The following is a 19,685-nucleotide window of genomic DNA, read 5'->3' on the forward strand; positions in this document are numbered from 1 at the left end:
CCTACTTAGTAATTGAGAACCATTAAAATAAAAATCAATGTGTTAATAACTCTGGATAAATTAATTCCACGTCATAAACAATTCTGTTTTCCCCATTAAAGCGAAAATCACCGTGGACGTATCCACCCTGCGTTAAAAGTGCCGGTACCGCGTCACGGTTACCGTGACAAGCAGCAACAAACGTCAGTAATGCCAGAGGAAGAGGATCATCCAGGCGTAAATAACGATGTTGTACCGAACGAACAAACAAACCATCATGAAAGTGCTGTTTGAATAAGGTTTCCTCTACGCGCCAGGCGCGTTCTGCCCATACTGAGGACTGCGTTTTTTCCGCCAGTTCCGTCAAGGCAACCAACAGGAAAGGCGTTGCGCTATTTTCCAGACCATCTTGCTCGCTGCGTTTTGCCATTGTCTCAATCAGGGCATACAGCTCATCGTCATCGCTCAAGCTATAAGCACGTACCAGCGGCAGCAAATAATCGCCTTCTAGTGCGAATGGGGATAATGTGGTGCCTTTCTTGCCGTAATAACCATCACGCGGGAAAACAAAGCCAGTCATATCCTGGCCGTTGTTCCACATCGGTCGCAGCGTGTTGCTGACCACGTCATAGGCGTACTGGTAGTAATTCTTTAAGCCTGAAATCACCCAGGCCATGATGTCACTATCGGGCTGCTGTCGAAGAATATCCAACATTGCCAACTGGTTATCAATCAATAAAGGGCGCATGTCGCGAAACAGGACTGGCGATAACGCCAAATTCCGGACCAAACTGGCGCTGTGCACGGTCGCCAAACCAGGATTGCGTTTGGTTATCATCTTCAGGTACAGACTGGCGTTGCCGCGGCGAACTGAACTGATACACCGGCATCCCGGTTTCAGGATTACGTGCCAACACATACTGGCGATATAAATGCTTACCCCATGCCGCAGCTGACGCATCGCCGGTAAAGTGCGCGTAAGCGAAGGCGGCGTAAATCAGGTCGGTGCCCGCGTTGACGAAGGTCAATCCTTTGGTCAGCGGCAGTTCTGGCCAGAGAGCAGGGTCAACCACATCGCGGCGTGCGTGCTCAAAGACCTGTGGATCGCGCGTTTTGGCGTAATCACCATGACGGCCAAGATCCAGTTGCTGTCAATCTTCAACATGGGCATTCCAGAAGCCCTGCAAATAGTTCAACGTCTTTTCTGCGTCGACACGGTGCAACAGTGAGTAATAGGGGAGATGGTGTTTTAATTCACGCACCATGGCTTTGGATTCTGGCCCTTCACTGCCCAACGTATCCAGATTGATAAAACGGTGCCCACCACAATAGAACAGGCCTCTGTTATCATCGACATAGTGTTTTAAGAAATAGTCGGTGTGATCCGTTGCCTGCTGTTCATAACGGGCATCACCGGTAATAACGCTCATGGCGCTTAATGTTCTTAACCAGTTTTGTTGGCTGGCGAAATTCGCGATAGGTGCATCATGACCATCCGGGTATTTCCACACTACGGGTTCTTGCATGGTGATATCGAAGCCATCTGCCAGCAGAGGCGAAGGATTTTTATGACTTTGGGCGGCCTGCGATACGCGAGCGATATGGCTATCCAAGGCGGCTAACCATTCGTTGAGTGTCGTTTCAGAGCTGGTGCGTAAAGTCGTAAAAATACTTATCGAGAACCTTCTTATCGAACTACGTTGCAGTTCCTTATAAATAGAAACACTCTTTCGATTGATTATATTGCGCTATTTGCCCACTCGTCATGCACGCAATCTCGAAAGCGTGATCAAAGTCGGAGCGTTGTTTTGATTTTTTTTAAGAAGGCGGTTTTAGCAAGGCATGCGCCGTCTTATTTTAACTAACTAATTGAAATATATATTAAAGAAAACGCATTGTTGGAACGTCTCGCGTTATCTGTTAAAAAAATGTTTGAGCTTGTCAGCGTGCTATCGGCCAGAAATTGCTACCGTATTGCTTTCATTGGTGAAACCAGAGAAGTGTAGTAAAGAACCGGGATGCTGCTAGCCATGTCTGCTTGCTGCTACTGGTTCTTGGTACGCTACCTTTGCGCTTATCCACTGTCGGGAGAACGAAAGCGCCGGGCAAAACTGGTCAGGATGCGTGGCAGTGACAACCTGGCCTGTTCCGGTGCGCGCCCGGCGCTTTCATGTTTGGAGAAGCGTGAAGCTGATGGTGTAGTAATTTAATAAAAGTGAAATATTGTTTTATTTATTTCTTGAAGGCCGTCATGCTTTTACACCTTTTCAGTTTCGTTCGTAACGAATGTTACTAGAATGGCTCAATCCGTATGCTGTGCCTACCCGCATCCCGTTGGGAAATAGGCCATAACAATGAATAGGAAGGAGTGACCATGAAACGCTACTTTATTGATGATGAGACCCCGTGGGAAGAACTGGGCGGCGGTATTAAACGCAAAATCATGACCTGGACTGACAACCTGATGATGGTGTTAGTGCATTTTGATAAAGGCGCTATCGGCACGCCGCATAAGCACGATATCCACGATCAGATCGCCTACGTTGCTGCGGGCAGCTTTGAAGTGGTGATTGAAGGAGAAAAACACATTCTGAAAGCGTGAGACGCCTATCTGGCCGTTAAGAATGAAATGCACGGTGTGGTGTCATTGGAAGATGGCAGCATCCTGATTGATACCTCTTCAATCCTAAACGCGCCGATTTCCTCTAAGCGCTGCCGCTTGTAACGCGTGGTAAACCGGCCAGACACTTGGCCGGTTTATGCGCGCTGTCAGTCCAGTCAGTTTCCCGTCAAATCTTCCAGCGTTAACGTGAGCAGTGAATTCAACTTTTTGTCAGCCAGTACCCAACGCGGATCCTGAGCATGCGCATTGCTTGGTACCACGATGGAGCGCATGCGCGCGGCTTTGGTGGCAATCATGCCGTTGACTGAATCTTCCAGTGTGACGCAGCGTAGCGGTGAAATATCCAGCGCCTGCGCCGCGTTTAAATAGACCTGTGGGTGAGGTTTACTGAAAGGCAGTAATTCCGCAGAGGCCAGCGTATCGAAATAGTGTGTCAGGCTAAAGGTGTGCAATACGTGTTGCAACATAAACAGTGGAGAGGCGGATGCCAGTCCAATGCGAAAACCCTGTTCACGACACAACTGTAAGGCGTGCTCCACGCCGGGCAAAAGCGGGCGGCTTTCATCCACCAGTTCAAGGGTGCGGGCGATAATACGCTTGACCATTTCACTGCGGCTGGGGGTTTTCCAGGGGGCATGCTGATACCACAGGTCAACCACCAGATCGATACGCAAGCCTAACAAGTCTGGCAGGGTATCGCGCACAGAAGTATCCACCCCTAATGCCGCAATCACTTCTACCTCAGCCTGCTCCCATAAAGGTTCTGAATCGATCAGCAAGCCGTCCATATCAAACAAGGCGGCACGAGGCGTGTTGGCTACAGACATTTACGTCTCCTGTCAGGTAAAAAGAGGCCATTTGGCTGAGTTGGCCGCTTCCGGGCCGTTCATTTCAGCGGTATTACTGGCAGGCTACCACAGTTTTCAGTGTCATGGGACGTCGTGTAAGGGTGCCTGCACTGCCTATCAACGGTAATTATGGTTATAATGCAATGGGATATGCCAGCAGATTCTGTTTCGGCGTTGTCAGCCCACTGCCTTGGCGTCGATCGTGCCAGGTGAAGGCTATTTTATCGCGTCATTTATAAGGGGAACTCATGACGTACCAACAGGCGGGTCTTATTGCAATTATAAAACGCATTGCAGGATGGATCTTTTTTTATCCCGGCTCTGCTATCAACCTGCATTTCGCTGGCGAACTATGTCTATCAATGTGCGCAAAAAAAGCATGGCATTGATGCGGTACTTCTGGATTTCCTGTACCTGATGATCGACATGACGCGTTTTAACACGCCGTTTCTTAACCTTTTTTGGTACAACTCACCGATGCCGGATTTCTCCCGGCCCTTCGCCGCGGCCAGTATCATGTTCTGGATTATCTATCTACTGATTTTTGTTAGACTGGCGCTGCAAGTGAGCGGCGCGCGCATGTCACGGCAGGCGCGAGCGGTGCGTGAGGGCATTGAGGATCAGGTAATTCTGGAGAAAATGAAAGGGAGTGAGGGACGAACCCGTGAAGAACTTTCGTCACGAGCAGAAGTGCCACACCACACCATTTTTCTGCAATATTTCCCGCTTTATATTATGCCGATCATTACCGCCGTTGCCGGTTATCTGGTTTTGAGCCTGCTGGGTGTTCCGTGTTCCGTGTTCCGTGTTCCGGTGTGACAACTGTTGCCGCCCTTTCGCCATGATGCGCAAGGGCGGCGTGATTTAAGTGGTCAACTGCTGCTCAATAGCGTGTTGCGCCGCAATAATGTGCTGCCCGCCAAACAGATTTGCCCGATTGCGTAGATAATAGATTTGGTAGAGCGGCTGGCGTTCGATAAAGCCTTTATCCAGCGGCCAGACGTTTTGATAACCGCCATAGATTTGCGGCGGCAGTGAGGGGCTGAGGGGTAACATCGCCAAATCACACTCTCTGTCTCCCCAATAGCTGGCAGGATCGAACAGGAAACTGCCATCGTGATAACTGGCGCAGTTATCCGGCCAAAGGTCGCCGTGCAGCAGCGAGGGTTGCGGTTGATGTCCGGCCAGTCGCGATTCCACCTGCATAATCAACGAATCAATATCACCGAAGTACATCCCTTTTTCGGCAGCCAACTGTAACTGCCAGCCAATGCGCTGTTCGGCAAAGAACGTGGCCCAACGCCGCTGCCAGCTATTAGGCCGCGGCGTGGTTGAGAGGCCATTATCAAAATCCAGACCAAACTGAGGCTGGTCGCTCAACTGATGCAGATGTGCCAGTTGCTCGCCGAGGCACCAGGCACTGTGAGCATCCAGCGGTTTTGGGGCGAGGTATTCCATCAGCATAAAGCTGTGGTCTCGCGAACCGCCGACGCCATACACAGCAGGGACACGCACGGTACGACTGCGTGCCAGTAGCGCAAGCTGATCGGCTTCAGCGGTGAATTTGGGCAACATCTCACGGATATCGCTCTTTACGAAAACATCATACTCCCCGTATTTGACCTGCCAGACGGTGTGCATCTCGCCAGCTTCACACGCCTGGTACTCGAAGATATCAGCGGGTCCAAGATGTTCATCCAATAGCTTGCCGATTGCTTGCCACATAGCGCCACCCCCGTTGATGATGTTACGTAGAGATTGTTACCTTAGCGTATTCCTTATCAGTAAACCTGAAGCTGTCGCACAGCATGGGCAATCGCCGCTGTGTCTGAAACCTAGAGCAGTATAGCCTGAATCGTCAGCAGCGGGCTAAAAAACGCGCTATCGTCTCAAGACGACGCAGTCTGCGCGGTACGCTGACGTCGGGTACGAACCTGATGAATGGTCAAGGCCAAGGCGAAGAACAGCGCTTGCACCAACACAATACAGGGTCCCGTGGCACCATCCAGATAAAAACTGATCAGCGTACCGGTAACGCAGGAAAACACCGACACGCAGGTGGCGACGATCAGCATACCATCGAAGGTTTTACACACCATAAACGCGACGATACCGGGGGCGATAAGCATGGCGATGACCAAAATTACCCCAACGGCTTGCAGCGAGGCAACGATCGTCATCGCCAGCAGGCAAAGCAGACCGTAGTGGAGCCATTTGACCGACAGGCCAATCACACGGGCATGGTGCGGATCAAAACAATACAGCATCAGGTCACGGCGCTTGAGCATGACAATCACCAGCGTAACACCGGCAATCAGCAGGATTTGCGTCAACTCCTGTGCGGTTATCCCTAACACATTACCAAAAAGAATATACGATAGATGTTGGTCAGAATCTACCCGAGCAAACATGACCAGCCCGAGGGCGAACATGCCAGAGAAAACGATACCCATCACGGTATCTTCTTTGACACGGCTATGCTCTTTCAGATAACCGGTGGCAAGCGCGCACAGCACGCCAGAAGCAAATGCGCCCACCGCAAAGGGAATACCGAGCAAAAATGCCACAACAATGCCGGGCAGTACGGCATGGGAGATAGCATCCCCCATTAAGGACCAGCCTTTAAGCACCAGATAGCAGGAGAGCACCGCACACACGACACCCGTGACGACGGCGGCCAGCAGTGCGCGTTGCATGAACGGATAGGCAATAGGCTCCAGAATCCAATCAAACAGCAGGCTCATGACAGATCTCCTTCTGTCGCACGGTGGCGTGCGCGCCGTGTTGCCAGCAAGCCATGTTTCGGGGCAAACAGAAACGCCAGCAGGAAAATCAGCGTTTGCAACGTGACAATCACTCCGCCCGTTGCGCCATCAAGATAAAAACTGAGATAGGCGCCTAACGCACTGCTGATGGCACCGAGTCCAATGGCAATAATAATCAGTCTGCCAAAACGGTCGGTTAACAGGTAAGCGGTAGCCCCCGGCGTGATCACCATAGTAATCACCAAAATGGCGCCTACGGTTTGCAGCGCGGCGACAGTGCAGGCGCTGAGCAGGGTAAAAAACAGGATTTTGAGTTTCAATGGCGATAAACCGATGGAACGGGCGTGGTTCTCATCAAAAAACACCGCCAACAGATCTTTCCACGGCACGCACATGATGATGAAAGTGATGCCGATGATAATTTCGACCTGAAGCACGTCCTCATCGGCAATGCCGAGGATATTGCCAAAAATAATCGACTGTACATTAACCGAGGTGGGGTTAAGGGAGATGATGAGCAACCCGGCGGCAAAAAAAGTGGAAAAGATAAAGCCAATAATGGCATCTTCACGCAAACGTGTGATGTGACGGATGAGCGTCATTGCCAAGGCGGCCAGCATTCCGGTAAAAAAAGCGCCTGCCGCATAGGGCAACCCCAGTGCGTAGGCTCCCGCGACGCCGGGCACCACTGAGTGGGAGAGGGCATCGCCCATCAGTGACCAGCCTTTGAGCATCAGGTAAGCGGAAAGAAAGGCACAGACACCGCCTACGATGGCACTCACCCAAATCGCCTTCACCATGTAGTTGTAATGGAACGGTTGCAACAAAAGTTCAAACATCTACGTTAGTTATCCTCTGGCCGGGAGCGGAATGCAGGTGTGTCGCTGGGGGTTGAACCATAGAAGACGGCAGGGCGTTCGTCATCGGTCAATAAGGTGACGGTTCGGGCATCGTCGTTATGCAGGTGCTCGCCACCGAGATTAATATGGCGCAGTACACCGCCAAAGGTTTTCTCCAGATTACTCTGAGTGAAGGTGGTCGCAGTAGGGCCGGCTGCCAGCACGGTGCGATTGACCAGAATCACACTGTCGCAAAATTCAGGTACGCTGCCGAGGTTGTGGATTGCTACCAAAATCAAATGCCCCTCGTCGCGCAAGGTGCGCAGCAGATCGATAATGGCGTTTTCGGTTTTCACATCAACGCCGGTAAAGGGTTCATCCAACAGGAGCACACACCCTTGTTGCGCCACCGCCCGCGCCAGGAAAACCAGCTTTTTTTGACCGCCGGAGAGTTCACCGATTTGGCGTTGACTCAGCGCACTCATGCCGACACGGGCCATGGCATCGTTTATCACGTCACGATCTTGCTGGCGCGGGATGCGCAAAAAGTTCATTTTGCCGTAGCGCCCCATCATCACCACGTCGGAAACCAGCACGGGAAAATTCCAGTCAACCTCTTCCGTTTGCGGCGCATAGGCGATGAGATTTTTTTTCAAAGCCTCACTGATAGCTTCACCGTTAAGACGGACCTGGCCCGAAGAGGGTTTCACCAGCCCCATGATGCTTTTGAATAGGGTGGATTTACCGCTGCCGTTGACCCCGACCAGAGCGCAGATCGTGCCGCCGCCCAGTGAAAATGACGCGTTTCGAATCGCCTGGTGGCCATTGCTGTACGTCACAGAAACATCGTCGACGGTGAGGGCTAATTCTGGTGTACGACTCATTGATTGAATCCTTCGGCGATGGTGTTCACCGTGGTTTGCAGCAGATCCAGGTAGGTGGGAACCGGACCCTTTTCATTAGACAATGAGTCAACATACAACACGCCGCCATATTTCGCGCCGGTTTCTTTACTGACCTGCTTAGCCGGTTTATCAGAAATAGTGCTTTCACTAAACACCACCGGGATGTGTTTTTCACGCACGGTATCGATCACGCGGCGTACCTGCTGGGGAGAACCCTGCTCATCAGCATTGATAGGCCACAGATAAACTTCGTTGAATTGATAATCGGTGGTGAGGTAACTAAAGGCCCCTTCGCTGGTGACGAGCCAACGCTGCGCTTCTGGAATCCTTGCCAAACGTTCACGCAGGGGGGCATCCAGTGCGGTGATTTTTTCTGTATAGGCTTTAGCATTACGGTTATAGATCTCCGCGTTATCCGGATCGTATTGCACCAGCCCCTTACGAATGTTCTCGACATAAATTAAGGCGTTGCTGGGTGACATCCAGGCATGTGGGTTCGGGTTGCCGTTATAGGCCCCTTCACGGATAGGCAGTGGTGTTATCCCTTCTGTCACCGTAACCGCCGGGACATCTTTAACATTTTCAAAGAAGCAACTAAACCAGCGCTCCAGATTCAAACCGTTCCAAAAGATAAGATCAGCGGATTGCGCCTTAACGATATCCCGCGGTGTGGGTTGGTAGTCATGGATCTCTGCGCCCGGCTTGGTGATCGACTCAACGATAGCCGCCTCTCCCGCGATGTTCTGCGCGATATCCTGAATAATGGTAAAGGTGGTTACCACCTTGAGTTTGTCTTTGGCATTCGCTGGTGAAGCGAGAGTTAATGCGGCGAATAGCGCCAGAGGCAGGGTAATATTTACAATTCGAGAAGGGGTGAAGGCCTGAAAGAAACGCATAGACATATCCTTACAAGTCGCGATGGTTAATTATTAGATAAAAATAATTCTCAATCGCATTTAAGTCAAGCGTCTCTTGCGATAACTGCGACGCTGATACCCTGTGTTTATCCACTGCCGTGTGCTTTTAAGCGATCCTTGCATATCTTGAATATTGCCTTGTTGTAAGATCTTGATTCTGGTTAACAAATATTACTTAACGTAACAAATGAAGTCTAACTGTTGCTGCTGTGTTTATGGTGTTTTTTCGTTGGACGCTAATATGCTCTCTGGCGGCACAACATGTATAAAAAAATTGTTGATCGGCCGATATACCAAAAAGTGTGCAATGGAAGTATGCGATGTTGGGAGGGTATTCGCAATGGGAGCAAAATCAGAAAGGCGCTGGAAGATGGCCAGCATCATTCTCTTGGTAGTACTGGCGTTATTAGTTGGCGTAATGGTTCAAGGGTATTATGAATCCTGGCGGGAGTAACCTGTGTCATAGGATGCATTCTCCTCCCGGTAGCATAATAATAAGAAACCACTCCTTTTATTTTCTTATCGTAAATAAGTTCTAAATTTATAACATTTTACTATGGTAAACGCGCCTTAACGGTAGCAAGGATTCCTAACGAGTTACATTTTACGGGTTAATAAATAAAACCACGAATATTCAGTTGGTTATGCACAAGCTATTTGTGATACCAATGGCGTGTTTTGTGCTGCTGTTTCAGGGGTTGAAGCCTTATTTTGTGCGGCACCTCTGCGACTGAAGAAAAATGGCTTGCCATCGTTTTCAGAGTGTGTAATAACGCATCTGGGTGAAACGAGGTACAGTTCTGTATATTAAGTGGCATTTTCAGTAAGGAAGTTAATGATACAACCGTTAGCGTTGCGCACTACTTCTTCTGCCGATCCTTATCTTGGTGCCTCAAAGCAGTAACGACTTTGGTTTGTCTGTATAACGCCTTTGGGCGGTTTAAACAATTAAAGGAAATGTGTAAAATGGCAAAGATTAAAGGTCAGGTTAAGTGGTTCAATGAGTCCAAAGGTTTTGGTTTCATTACGCCTGCTGACGGCAGCAAAGACGTGTTTGTTCACTTCTCTGCAATCCAAGGTATCGGTTTTAAAACGCTGGCTGAAGGCCAGAGCGTAGAGTTCGAAATTCAAGACGGCCAGAAAGGTCCTTCTGCTGTTAACGTAACCGCGCTGTAATTACCGTTTCCGATGCAAAACCCGCCATGGTGCGGGTTTTTTGTTGTCTGCCTTTCTCATTGCCGCCTATCCGCACGTGTTTTTATCGCTCTGTAGGAAAATATGTCCATGTTTTATCAATGCCCGCTCTGTCATCAGCCGTTACAGGCTGCACTACTGCAACATATACATCGCGTGCTCGCACCGCAGGCGCAGGCACTGCTGGATATTGGCTGTGGTGAAGGGTATTACACCGGGGCATTGGCGGAGGCATTACCGGCAGTTCAGATGTTCGGCCTAGATATCTCTAAGGCCGCTATTCAACGGGCCGCAAAACGCTATACGGCGGTTGAACTTTGTGTTGCCTCAAGCCGACGTTTACCGTTCGGGGATGTGACGCTGGATGGAATACTGAAGATTTATGCGCCCTGTGATGGGGAAGAGTTGGCGAGAACCGTAAAACCGCAAGGGTTGGTGATCACCGTTTCTCCCGGTCCGCGTCATTTGTATCAGCTTAAGGCCCAAGTCTATGATGCTGTCATGCTGCACCCGATAAAAGCAGAGGTGCTGCCGGGTTTTACGCTGCAAGCAGAGCACACGCTAGCGTATGAAATGTCCTTAGGCGGTGATGAGGCAGCGGCATTGTTGCAAATGACGCCCTTTGCCTGGCGCGCGTCGCAAGCGGTTAAACAGCAACTGTTGGATACCGAGCGCTTTGCATGTGAGACGGATTTCATTATCCGCTTTCATCAAAGAGATGTTGAGTAGCATTATAAAAGGGAGCGCAGGCTCCCTTTTATTAACGTGTGCTAATCAGGCAACGCTGAACAGGTGTTCGTAGAGAATATTGCTGCCAATACCAATCAACACCACACCGCCAAAGATTTCAGCTTTTTTCCCCATCAATGGACCTATGTAGCGGCCAATCATCATACCCAATGTCACCATAATCATGGTGGTGCAACCGATAACCATCGCGGTATGGAAGATATTGACTTGCAAGAAGGCCAGACCTACACCGATGGCCATTGCATAGAGACTGGTGGCGATGGCGGTACAAACCAGGGCAAACAGCGTGTGGCGGCGTACCGGTTCATCGTCCTCGTTATGCTCGCTTCTTATGCCTTGCATAATCATGCGCCCACCCAGGATGACCAGCAGCGTGAAAGCCACCCAATGATCCCACTCAATGATGTATTGGCTGGTGAAGAAACCCAGCGCCCAACCGATAAGGGGGGTAATGGCTTCGATCAGCCAAAAGATTAATCCAGTGCGAATCGCGTCGCGAAAGCGTGGTTTGTGCAGGACGGCACCTTTACCGATGGAAGCCGAAAAGGCATCCATGGACATGCCAAAAGCAAGAATAAGCGTAGCAGAAAGATTCATAGCAATAGCCTCGGCTGGGCGGTTCTCCATATCCACATGTCGCCTTCCCAACCTAAATAGGGGACATGTGGATATGGTCTCGCCTGCATCACTGCCGCCCGCACCACGTTTTCACTATACTTGCTGCCGCATATCCGCTTCTGCATGACGGAGATACTAGCAATCTTTCGGTATAAAACGAGTATGTTGATATGGGCATTTCTGAAACTGATATTCAGAAATTGGCTACTCCCCAAATGACGGCGCAACCTTACCATAATATTTATGCGTGAAACAACCGATAAAAAGCAGGGATTTTTTTATTATCGTTTTAAATGTAATTGATAATTGTTTTCATTATCATATAAGGTGCTGTGTTCACAAAATAATAACAGTGTTAACAGGGTTAAATATAACCATTCATCGTGTGGGAACTTACGTAATGAACTGGATATATCAAAAAGTTATTTATTTATGTTATTGATTTTCAATCATAAATTTATATATCTTTTCAAGGTCGTCTAATTGTTGCACGTTGATCAGTAAGCGACGCTTTTCCAATTCGACCACGAGTACACCATCTTCGGATAAATTTATGTTACGAATACGGGTATAAGGAATAAAGATGTTGGCATAGATAAAACCGGTTGCCTTGAATAATAATTTTGGCCGGCGAATATAAGAGAGATATATCGATATTGCCACCAGGGATATTAATAACGTGGTGGTTAATACCGTACCGTTATGAGTGATATTCTGATAGATAAGAATGCCGATAAGACCGACGAAAATCAGCGTATCCAGCCGATTGGTGCGACGCAACGGCACCAGCAAACGGGTGCCTCCCTGACGCAGTGGTTGGATAAATTCATCAAAGATGGCATACGCCAACATAAGCGCAATAACGACAATCAGCACAATATCCGTTGTTGATATAGTATGCCCCTGAGTTTTTGCGTTGAGCTAAACGCGTTAGTAGGGCGAAAAATAAAGGACGCGGCGTGAGTCACGGCTTTATCACAGGCTCACTGACCATGAGCGGCGCACGCACCGCCCATCGCCGTTGCTGAGTGCTGTCGGCGTTAAACGCCCAGCAGCCCAATCCAGTAGCCAAAGATACTAATAGCAAAGAAGCCGATAATCAACCACAGTGCATTCACTTTGCGCCGTAACAACCACATACAGCCGAATGTCAGCAGCAGAGGCACCAAACCAGGCATCAATTGATCCAGGATCGATTGCACCGTGGTGACCGTGGTCTCACCGTTCTGATTAGTGATGCGCGAAACCATCATGGGGATATTTACATGGGTCCACTTGTTAACTAACGCCCCCATGACAAACAGGCCGAGGATAGATGCCCCCTCGGTCATCTTTTGCAGGAAGCCGCCGCCCATATCACTGACGATATCAATGCCTTTACGGTAACCGTAAGCCACGCCGTAATAGCGCACCAACAGACGTACCAGGTTAAACAGCACGAAGAACAAGATCGGGCCGAGCAGGCTGCCACTCATGGCGATACCCGCACCCAGCGCGGCAAACACCGGACGGGCGGTTCCCCAGAAAATCGGGTCGCCGACACCGGCCAACGGTCCCATCAGACCGACTTTCAGACCGTTGATCGCGCCGTCATCTATCGGGGCACCGTTGGCACGCTGTTCTTCCATTGCCATGGTGACGCCCAGTACTGGCGCTGCTACGAAAGGTTGCGTGTTAAAAAACTCCAGATGGCGTTTGATCGCCTGTTTACGCTCTTCCGAGTTTTCTGGATACAGACGACGAATGACGGGCACCATGGAAAAACAGAATCCCAGCGCCTGCATACGTTCGAAGTTCCACGATCCCTGAAACAGGTTGGAGCGAATAAACACCGCACGAATATCGCTGGGCGTCAATTTTTTCTCTTGTGTTGAATCAACCATTTCTTTCACCCCCGTTAGTCCAGTTCGTTATCAAGATCGTTGCTGCCCGATGCGCTGGCGGGTTGCCACTGCGCCTTGTTGTATTTCGGACTTAACTGGATGTACATGATCGCCATGACAATACCGATAACCCCCAGCGCAACCAGGTTGAACTGGGTGAAGGCGGCAGTAACGAAGCCAAGATAGAAGAACGGCATCAGGTAGCCAGCACGCATCATGTTGATAACCATCGCATAACCAACCACAACGATCATACCACCTGCAATATTCAGCCCGTTGGTCACCACCTCAGGGATGGAGTTCAGCAGTGTGTGAGCCGCTTCCGTACCGACGGACACGGCCACAATCAGCGCCGGAATGGCGATACGCATCGCCTGCAACAGCAGGGCAGAAACGTGAATCCAACTGATGGCGCTTAAATTACCGCGTTCCGCTGCGCTGTCAGCGGCGTGTTGGGAGGCCACGGTGATGGTACGAACGATAATGGTCAATACCTGGCCTGCGGCGGCAAGCGGGATAGCCAGCGCAATACCGGCCCCAACGCCCTGACCACCGGCGATAACCAGAATGGTAGAGATGATGGACGCGAGTGCAGCATCAGGTGCTACAGCAGCACCGATATTCATCCATCCCAGCGCGATCATTTCCAGGGTCCCGCCGATGATGATCCCGGTTTGCAAATCACCGAGCACGGCGCCAATCAATGTACAGGCGACCAGAGGGCGGTGAAACTGGAATTCATCGAGAATAGACCCCATCCCCGAGACGCATGAGACGAGAAATATCAGCACAAGTTGAAGTGTTGTTATCTCCATTGTACTTCTCCTATGAGAAAACTGTCTGAGTAAACATGGTCAAAATAAACATAGTCGAGACAGCGCATTAACGTGCCGAGGGGCACAATGCAACTGTCGTTGCCAGGCTAGCTATTTACCTTGGCTATCAGATCCATCATTTTAAGTTTTGAATCGGTTGATACCTTTCTGACTTCCAGTTCAATGCCGCGCGCATCCAACGCCTTGAAGGCTTCGATATCTTTGGCATCAATGGAGATGGCGTTATTGACCTGAGTTTTACCTTGACGATACGCCATGCCGCCGATGTTCACGGAGGTGATTTCAACGCCATTCTCAACCAGACGCTGCACATCGGTGGGATTAGTGAACAGCAGCATCACGCGGTCGTTGGCGTATTTCGGGTTTTCATATACCCGGATCGCTTTGGCAACGTCTACCACGTGGGCGGTTACACCGGGAGGGGCAACCTGTGTCAACAACGTTTTGCGCACGTTATCGGCAGCAACTTCGTCACTTACGACGATAATGCGGCTGACATTGGTCTCTTTGGTCCAGCGGGTTGCTACCTGACCGTGAATCAAGCGGTCATCAATACGCGCGAGGTCAATCTTCATATGCCCGCCGGGGCAAACCTGCGCGGGGGCAACAGCTTTAGCCACCGGTTTGGCGGCAGGTGCCAGTTCAGCGGCTTTCAGCTCTTTCACGCCTGCGCGACCCGCTTCAAGCGCGATGGCTATCAACTCCTCGAAGCTAGGGTTATCGTCGCGTGCCATAAACGTTTCTGCCAGCATTGGGATATTCACCCCGGCAATCACGTCATGGTTGGCCTTATCCGTGACCAGACGGCTGGCGGCATTGAACGGGCTGCCGCCCCAGGTATCAACAAGAAACAGCACGCCAAGCGACGTATCCAACGTTTCGAGCTTAGCCTGATATTTCTCAATTAACGTTTCCGCATTTTCACCGGGAACGAAATCAATCCAGGCAACGTTACTTTGTTCACCCAGAATCATTTCCGCTGTTTTCAGCAGTGGCCCGGCGGTGGATCCGTGAGTGCACAACATAATTGCAATACTCACTTGCTACCTCCTCATTCTATTTAAGATACTCAATGCATCCGGTTAAGGGGGAAGGCAATTAACCGAAGTGATATCAGTATGAAAGTAAGTTTTTACTCAAGAATCACAAAAGAATAAAAAGGATGTGCTGTAGCGTTATATGCTATGGAACGATTCAGGCTCCCCATCATAGGTGTAATGTCCGATTTATTTTACCCACTGAAAAAATAAATAGTGTGACGTTGCTTACATATTTGCTGGTTAAAACGTCGTTTTTTATGTGATTGAGAACAATATCACGGGCATGTTAAGAAACGTTGCATATTGGCGTTTTTTGGTAGCAAAGAAATCTTTGTAAAAATTCGAAACAACCTGCTAGAGTAGCCTCTTGTTTAATTGCTTAGGAGCACAGGGTTTCGACCTACTCTATATGGACCGTCACCGACAATCCTTTCTTATCCCAGCCGGTCTGCGCCGGTGCTGTTTCTGGGGCTAACCTGATGGGTCACCCATTTATCGATAGCCGCCAGGGCGGTATTTCTTCTCTTGCTGTTTCCCCTATGCTGCGCCACATCACACCGACGGTGTTGATGCTGTCTGCTTGCACCATTTCTGGAGTCTGACATGGAATTTTTGCTAGATCCCTCAATCTGGGCGGGCCTGTTGACGCTGGTAGTGTTGGAAATCGTTCTGGGCATCGATAACTTGGTGTTCATCGCCATTCTGGCGGATAAGTTGCCGCCGAAGCAGCGCGACAAGGCCCGTGTCATCGGCCTCTCGCTGGCGCTCTTGATGCGTCTGGGACTGTTGTCTCTGATTTCATGGATGGTGAAACTGACCAACCCACTGATCACTATCGCTGGTTACGGTTTCTCCGCGCGCGATATGATCTTGCTGGCGGGGGCTATTTTTGCTATTCAAAGCCACCACGGAACTGCATGAACGGCTGGAAAATCGGCCGCATGAGCATAACGGGCCCAAGGTTCACGCCAGTTTCTGGGCGGTTGTCGCACAGATTGTCGTACTGGATGCGGTGATCACGGCTGTTGGTATGGTTAACCATATCGGCGTGTGATGATGATGGCGGTGATGCTGCTGGCATCCAAGCCACTCATGAACTTCGTCAATACCCACCAGACGGTGATAGTACCCTGCCTTAGTTTCTTGCTGATGATCGGTTTGAGCTTGATGGCGGAAGGCTTCGGTTTTCATATTCCGAAAGGTTACCTGTACGCTGCGATCGGTTTCTCGATTCTCATTGAGCTGTTTAACCAGATTGCGCGCCGCAATTTCATCAAACACCAGTCGCGTCGCCCGATGCGCGAGCGGACTGCCGAAGCGATCCTGCGTTTGATGGGGTCGCGTAAAGCCACGGACGATGAAGAAGCCAAACCAGCATCTCCTGCCATGGAAACCTTCGCATAAGAAGAACGCTACATGATCAGCGGTGTATTGACGCTGGCATAGCGCTCGCTGCGCAGTGTGATGACGCCGCGTACCGAGATTTCCTGGGTGGACAGTGGACGCTCGATTGACGATATTCGCGTGCAATTACTGGATACGCCGCACAGCCTGTTCCCAGTTTGCCGTGGTTCTCTGGATGAGTTGGTCGGTGTGGTGCGCGCCAAAGAATTGCTGGTGGCGCTGGATAACGGTGTGGATGTAGTAGAGCTTTGCTGCTGCCACACCGCCGCTGGTGGTGCCGTATACGCTGGATGCTATCAATCTGCTACCGGTACTGCGCCGTGCCAAGGGCAGTCTGGTTGTCGTCACCAACGAGTTTGGTGTGGTACGGGGGTTGGTGACGCCGTTGGATATTCTGGAAGCGATTGCCGGTGAATTCCTGGATGAAGATGAAACGCCGGATATTGTGGTCGAAGAGGGCGGCTGGTTGGTGAAAGGCGGTACCGATTTGCACACGTTGCAACAGGTGCTGGACAGCCATAAACTGGTCGATCCGAAAGAGGAATATGCGTCGTTGGCGTGGTTGTTGCTGGCACACAGCAATGACATTCCCAAGGTGGGCGAAGTGATTGAACTGCATCACTTCCGTTTTGAGATCATGGCCGTATCGGAATACCAAATCGAACTGGTGCGGGTGACGCGTTTGGCCGATCCTTATGCGGATGAAGAAGAGTAATCTTTGCTTCTGACTCTGTAACTTTTCCCCCGTCATCCCCGGAGAAAGCCGGGAATCTCTGCGAGAAAAAGTGCTTTTCTTCGGCAAGAGATTCCCGGCTTTCTCCGGGGATGACGGAGGTGGGCAGGAATGACGGTGGGCGTATGCGCTGTTAATCACATTGTACTTTCACGGCCAAACCACCACGCGAGGTTTCGCGGTATTTGGCATTCATGTCTTTACCTGTTTCGTACATGGTTTCAATCACTTTATCGAGCGATACGCGCGGTTCGCTGGTGCGACGCATGGCCATGCGAGTTGCATTGATGGCTTTCACCGAGGCGATGGCATTGCGCTCAATGCACGGTACCTAAACCTGACCCGCGACAGGATCGCAAGTGAGACCGAGGTTGTGCTCCATACCAATTTCAGCGGCAACGCATACTTGCTCCTTACTGGCTCCGAGTAATTCCGCCAGGCCTGCTGCCGCCATGGAACAGGCCACACCGACTTCACCCTGACAGCCAACTTCCGCGCCGGAGATCGAGGCATTCATCTTGTACAGTATGCCAATCGCCCCGGCGGCGAGGAAGTAACGCAGGGCAATGTCGGTGGTGATCGGCTCAATAAAGTGATCGTAATAAGCCAATACCGCCGGAACGATCCCGCAAGCTCCGTTGGTCGGCGCTGTCACGACGCGGCCGCCAGCGGCGTTTTCTTCATTCACGGCGAGTGCGAACATGTTAACCCAATCGACCACGTCCATCAGATCGTTGTAGTGTTTGCCTGCGGCTCCCAGAATACGACGCAGCGCTGAGGCGCGGCGCGGTACGCGCAGCGGGCCGGGCAGCACCCATTCGGTATTGATACCGCGCTCGATGCAGGCATGCATGGTTTGCCATACATCAGCGAAGTAGCGCTCAATCTCATCCCGACTGTGTAGCGCCAACTCATTGCGCATCACCAACCCGGAAAGGGACAGACCGTGCTGTTTACAGTGCACCAGCATCTCTTTTGCCGAGTGGAAGGGAAATGGCACCTGAACGACACCTGCGCTGCTTTGTCAAAAGTGGGCTTCATCAACGATAAATCCACCGCCGATGGAGTAATAGGTGTTGCGATACAGAGGGAGGTCGCCGCCAAAAGCGGTGATCGTCATGCCATTCTCGTGCAGGGAGAGATTTTCACTGCGAAAATTCATGCCGCCGTGCAGCGGAAAATCCACTTCATGCTGACCGTTTGCCAGCAGCAAGCGTTCGCGCTGTTCCACGTCGCGGATAAATCCCGGAATGGCATCGATGGCGATGGTATCGGGCATGTTGCCCGCCAGTCCCATAATGATGGCGATATCGGTATGGTGCCCTTTCCCGGTCAGGGAGAGCGAGCCATAGACGTCAACGGCGATGCGGGTAACATCGCCAAGCTTACCCAGTTCAATCAAATCATCGACAAATTGCTTACCGGCTTTCATCGGTCCAACCGTATGAGAGCTTGAAGGGCCAATACCGATCTTGAACATGTCGAAAACGCTTATCAAGCGAAAGCTCCTCGAAAGCGCAGATTTAGAATAATACTCCTTGGATCGCGCTATTGTAGTTGGGTTTATATGGCAGGAGTGGACTTTTCACATGAAAAAACTTATGCACCAGGTGAAGATAACTTATAGCAGATCCGCATCACACTTGCGTTTGACAAGGATAATCAAGGGAATAGAAATGCCACTGTTTATATGTGGTTAATGTCCGCGCAGGGAATAATCAGAATAAAATGCTACATTTCAGTCGGTTGAGGCGGAGACTTGAAGAGCAAGCTGGCGAATGATGGCGGCAGTCAGCCCCCAGACAAACTGTTGCCGATACCAGGAAAGATAAACGCGGTGCGTTTGGCGCTGTCGCTCAATATCCAGCGGATAGTAGCGCGCCAGCGAAAACGCATCGGTCAACGGCATTTCAAACAGTTCTGCCACCTCATCCGCATTGGGCGCAACGCGAATATTGGCCGGTAACAGCCCAACCACGGGCGTGACCTGAAAGCCGCTGACACTGTCCAGTGGCGACAGGGTGCCTAACACCGTCACAACCTCATGGGCAATAGACACTTCCTCTTGGGCTTCGCGCAATGCCGTGGCGATCAAGCTGGCGTCGCTACTGTCTGCAGCACCTCCGGGGAAGGCAACTTGCCCGGCATGCTTGCGCAGTGTGCTGGCGCGCCGGGTCAGTAATAGCGTCGGAGCATCGAAGTGGCACACAATCGGCACCAGCACAGCCGCTTTACGCACTTGGCGCACCGGTTTGGCCTGCGGTGCACGCTGCAACTGAAAGCGCGTGACGAAGTTCGATAAGTCGTCAGTCAGCGGGGGAATGGAAAGGTAACTGGCTGAATTACTGTAC

At 50.8% G+C, this 19,685-nt stretch carries 15 protein-coding genes and 5 pseudogenes; 6 read left to right on the forward strand and 14 right to left on the reverse strand.

What is annotated here, in order from left to right; genetic code table 11:
* Positions 1-34: 34 nt before the first annotated feature.
* A pseudogene (gene pelW, locus JZM30_RS02990) lies at positions 35-1,655 on the reverse strand (pectate disaccharide-lyase PelW).
* 698 nt (positions 1,656-2,353) lie between these two features.
* Here pelW and JZM30_RS02995 point away from each other — a divergent pair.
* Positions 2,354-2,688, forward strand: a pseudogene (locus JZM30_RS02995) (cupin domain-containing protein).
* Positions 2,689-2,757: 69 nt separating this feature from the next.
* On the opposite strand, the gene hxpB reads toward JZM30_RS02995, so the two are convergent.
* Entirely contained in the window at positions 2,758-3,429 is a 672-nt protein-coding gene (gene hxpB / locus JZM30_RS03000; RefSeq protein ID WP_252317519.1) for a hexitol phosphatase HxpB, read from the reverse strand.
* Between the two features lie 269 nt (positions 3,430-3,698).
* On the opposite strand from hxpB, the pseudogene JZM30_RS03005 reads away from it, so the two are divergent.
* A pseudogene (locus JZM30_RS03005) lies at positions 3,699-4,269 on the forward strand (YniB family protein).
* Positions 4,270-4,314: 45 nt separating this feature from the next.
* On the opposite strand, the gene JZM30_RS03010 reads toward JZM30_RS03005, so the two are convergent.
* The 5 genes from JZM30_RS03010 to JZM30_RS03030 all read right to left on the reverse strand — a co-directional run bounded on the left by JZM30_RS03010 (position 4,315) and on the right by JZM30_RS03030 (position 8,855).
* The gene (locus JZM30_RS03010) at positions 4,315-5,175 is read right to left on the reverse strand and encodes a fructosamine kinase family protein (protein WP_252317520.1); all 861 of its coding nucleotides are present in this window, start codon (positions 5,173-5,175) and stop codon (positions 4,315-4,317) included.
* Between the two features lie 164 nt (positions 5,176-5,339).
* Positions 5,340-6,194 (reverse strand): metal ABC transporter permease, encoded by an 855-nt coding sequence (locus JZM30_RS03015; protein WP_252317521.1) that lies wholly within the window; start codon positions 6,192-6,194, stop codon positions 5,340-5,342.
* Positions 6,191-7,054 (reverse strand): metal ABC transporter permease, encoded by an 864-nt coding sequence (locus JZM30_RS03020; RefSeq protein ID WP_252317522.1) that lies wholly within the window; start codon positions 7,052-7,054, stop codon positions 6,191-6,193. The genes JZM30_RS03015 and JZM30_RS03020 overlap by 4 nt, the downstream gene beginning before the upstream one ends.
* A 5-nt stretch (positions 7,055-7,059) precedes the next feature.
* Positions 7,060-7,938: a manganese/iron ABC transporter ATP-binding protein gene (locus JZM30_RS03025; RefSeq protein WP_252317523.1), complete on the reverse strand. Its 879-nt coding sequence runs from the start codon at positions 7,936-7,938 to the stop codon at positions 7,060-7,062.
* Complete coding sequence (locus JZM30_RS03030; RefSeq protein WP_252317524.1) at positions 7,935-8,855, reverse strand: metal ABC transporter substrate-binding protein; 921 nt, start codon at positions 8,853-8,855, stop codon at positions 7,935-7,937. Before JZM30_RS03030 ends, JZM30_RS03025 begins: the two co-directional genes overlap by 4 nt.
* 987 nt (positions 8,856-9,842) lie before the next feature.
* On the opposite strand from JZM30_RS03030, the gene cspE reads away from it, so the two are divergent.
* Positions 9,843-10,052, forward strand: a complete 210-nt coding sequence (gene cspE / locus JZM30_RS03035; protein WP_252317525.1) for a transcription antiterminator/RNA stability regulator CspE — start codon at positions 9,843-9,845, stop codon at positions 10,050-10,052.
* 108 nt (positions 10,053-10,160) lie between these two features.
* The gene (locus JZM30_RS03040; RefSeq protein ID WP_252317526.1) at positions 10,161-10,799 is read left to right on the forward strand and encodes a methyltransferase domain-containing protein; all 639 of its coding nucleotides are present in this window, start codon (positions 10,161-10,163) and stop codon (positions 10,797-10,799) included.
* A gap of 45 nt (positions 10,800-10,844) precedes the next feature.
* Here the strand turns inward: JZM30_RS03040 and mntP are convergent, their stop codons facing one another.
* The 5 genes from mntP to manX all read right to left on the reverse strand — a co-directional run bounded on the left by mntP (position 10,845) and on the right by manX (position 15,197).
* Positions 10,845-11,417 carry a manganese efflux pump MntP gene (mntP, locus tag JZM30_RS03045; protein ID WP_252317978.1) on the reverse strand — a complete coding sequence of 191 codons (573 nt, stop codon included), beginning with the start codon at positions 11,415-11,417 and terminating at the stop codon, positions 10,845-10,847.
* Between the two features lie 456 nt (positions 11,418-11,873).
* Positions 11,874-12,332 carry a DUF986 family protein gene (locus tag JZM30_RS03050; protein ID WP_252317979.1) on the reverse strand — a complete coding sequence of 153 codons (459 nt, stop codon included), beginning with the start codon at positions 12,330-12,332 and terminating at the stop codon, positions 11,874-11,876.
* A 146-nt stretch (positions 12,333-12,478) separates the two neighbouring features.
* On the reverse strand, positions 12,479-13,321 hold the full coding sequence (locus JZM30_RS03055) for a PTS mannose transporter subunit IID (protein ID WP_252317527.1): 843 nt from the start codon (positions 13,319-13,321) through the stop codon (positions 12,479-12,481).
* 14 nt (positions 13,322-13,335) lie between these two features.
* Positions 13,336-14,136, reverse strand: a complete 801-nt coding sequence (locus JZM30_RS03060; protein ID WP_252317528.1) for a PTS mannose/fructose/sorbose transporter subunit IIC — start codon at positions 14,134-14,136, stop codon at positions 13,336-13,338.
* 107 nt (positions 14,137-14,243) lie between these two features.
* Positions 14,244-15,197: a PTS mannose transporter subunit IIAB gene (gene manX, locus JZM30_RS03065; RefSeq protein WP_252317529.1), complete on the reverse strand. Its 954-nt coding sequence runs from the start codon at positions 15,195-15,197 to the stop codon at positions 14,244-14,246.
* Between the two features lie 479 nt (positions 15,198-15,676).
* Between manX and JZM30_RS23480 the strand changes: the two genes are divergently transcribed.
* A complete protein-coding gene (locus tag JZM30_RS23480) occupies positions 15,677-15,799 on the forward strand; it encodes a hypothetical protein (RefSeq protein WP_286673427.1) in 123 nt (40 codons plus the stop codon).
* Position 15,800: 1 nt separating this feature from the next.
* Positions 15,801-17,316 (forward strand): annotated as a pseudogene (locus JZM30_RS03070) (TerC family protein).
* A gap of 151 nt (positions 17,317-17,467) precedes the next feature.
* Here the strand turns inward: JZM30_RS03070 and JZM30_RS03075 are convergent.
* Both JZM30_RS03075 and JZM30_RS03080 read right to left on the reverse strand, forming a co-directional pair.
* A pseudogene (locus JZM30_RS03075) lies at positions 17,468-18,832 on the reverse strand (L-serine ammonia-lyase).
* Positions 18,833-19,072: 240 nt separating this feature from the next.
* Positions 19,073-19,657 (reverse strand): CoA pyrophosphatase, encoded by a 585-nt coding sequence (locus tag JZM30_RS03080; protein WP_252317980.1) that lies wholly within the window; start codon positions 19,655-19,657, stop codon positions 19,073-19,075.
* Positions 19,658-19,685 lie beyond the last annotated feature (28 nt).

Source organism: Candidatus Symbiopectobacterium endolongispinus (assembly GCF_018777385.1).
Taxonomy (GTDB): domain Bacteria; phylum Pseudomonadota; class Gammaproteobacteria; order Enterobacterales; family Enterobacteriaceae; genus Symbiopectobacterium; species Symbiopectobacterium endolongispinus.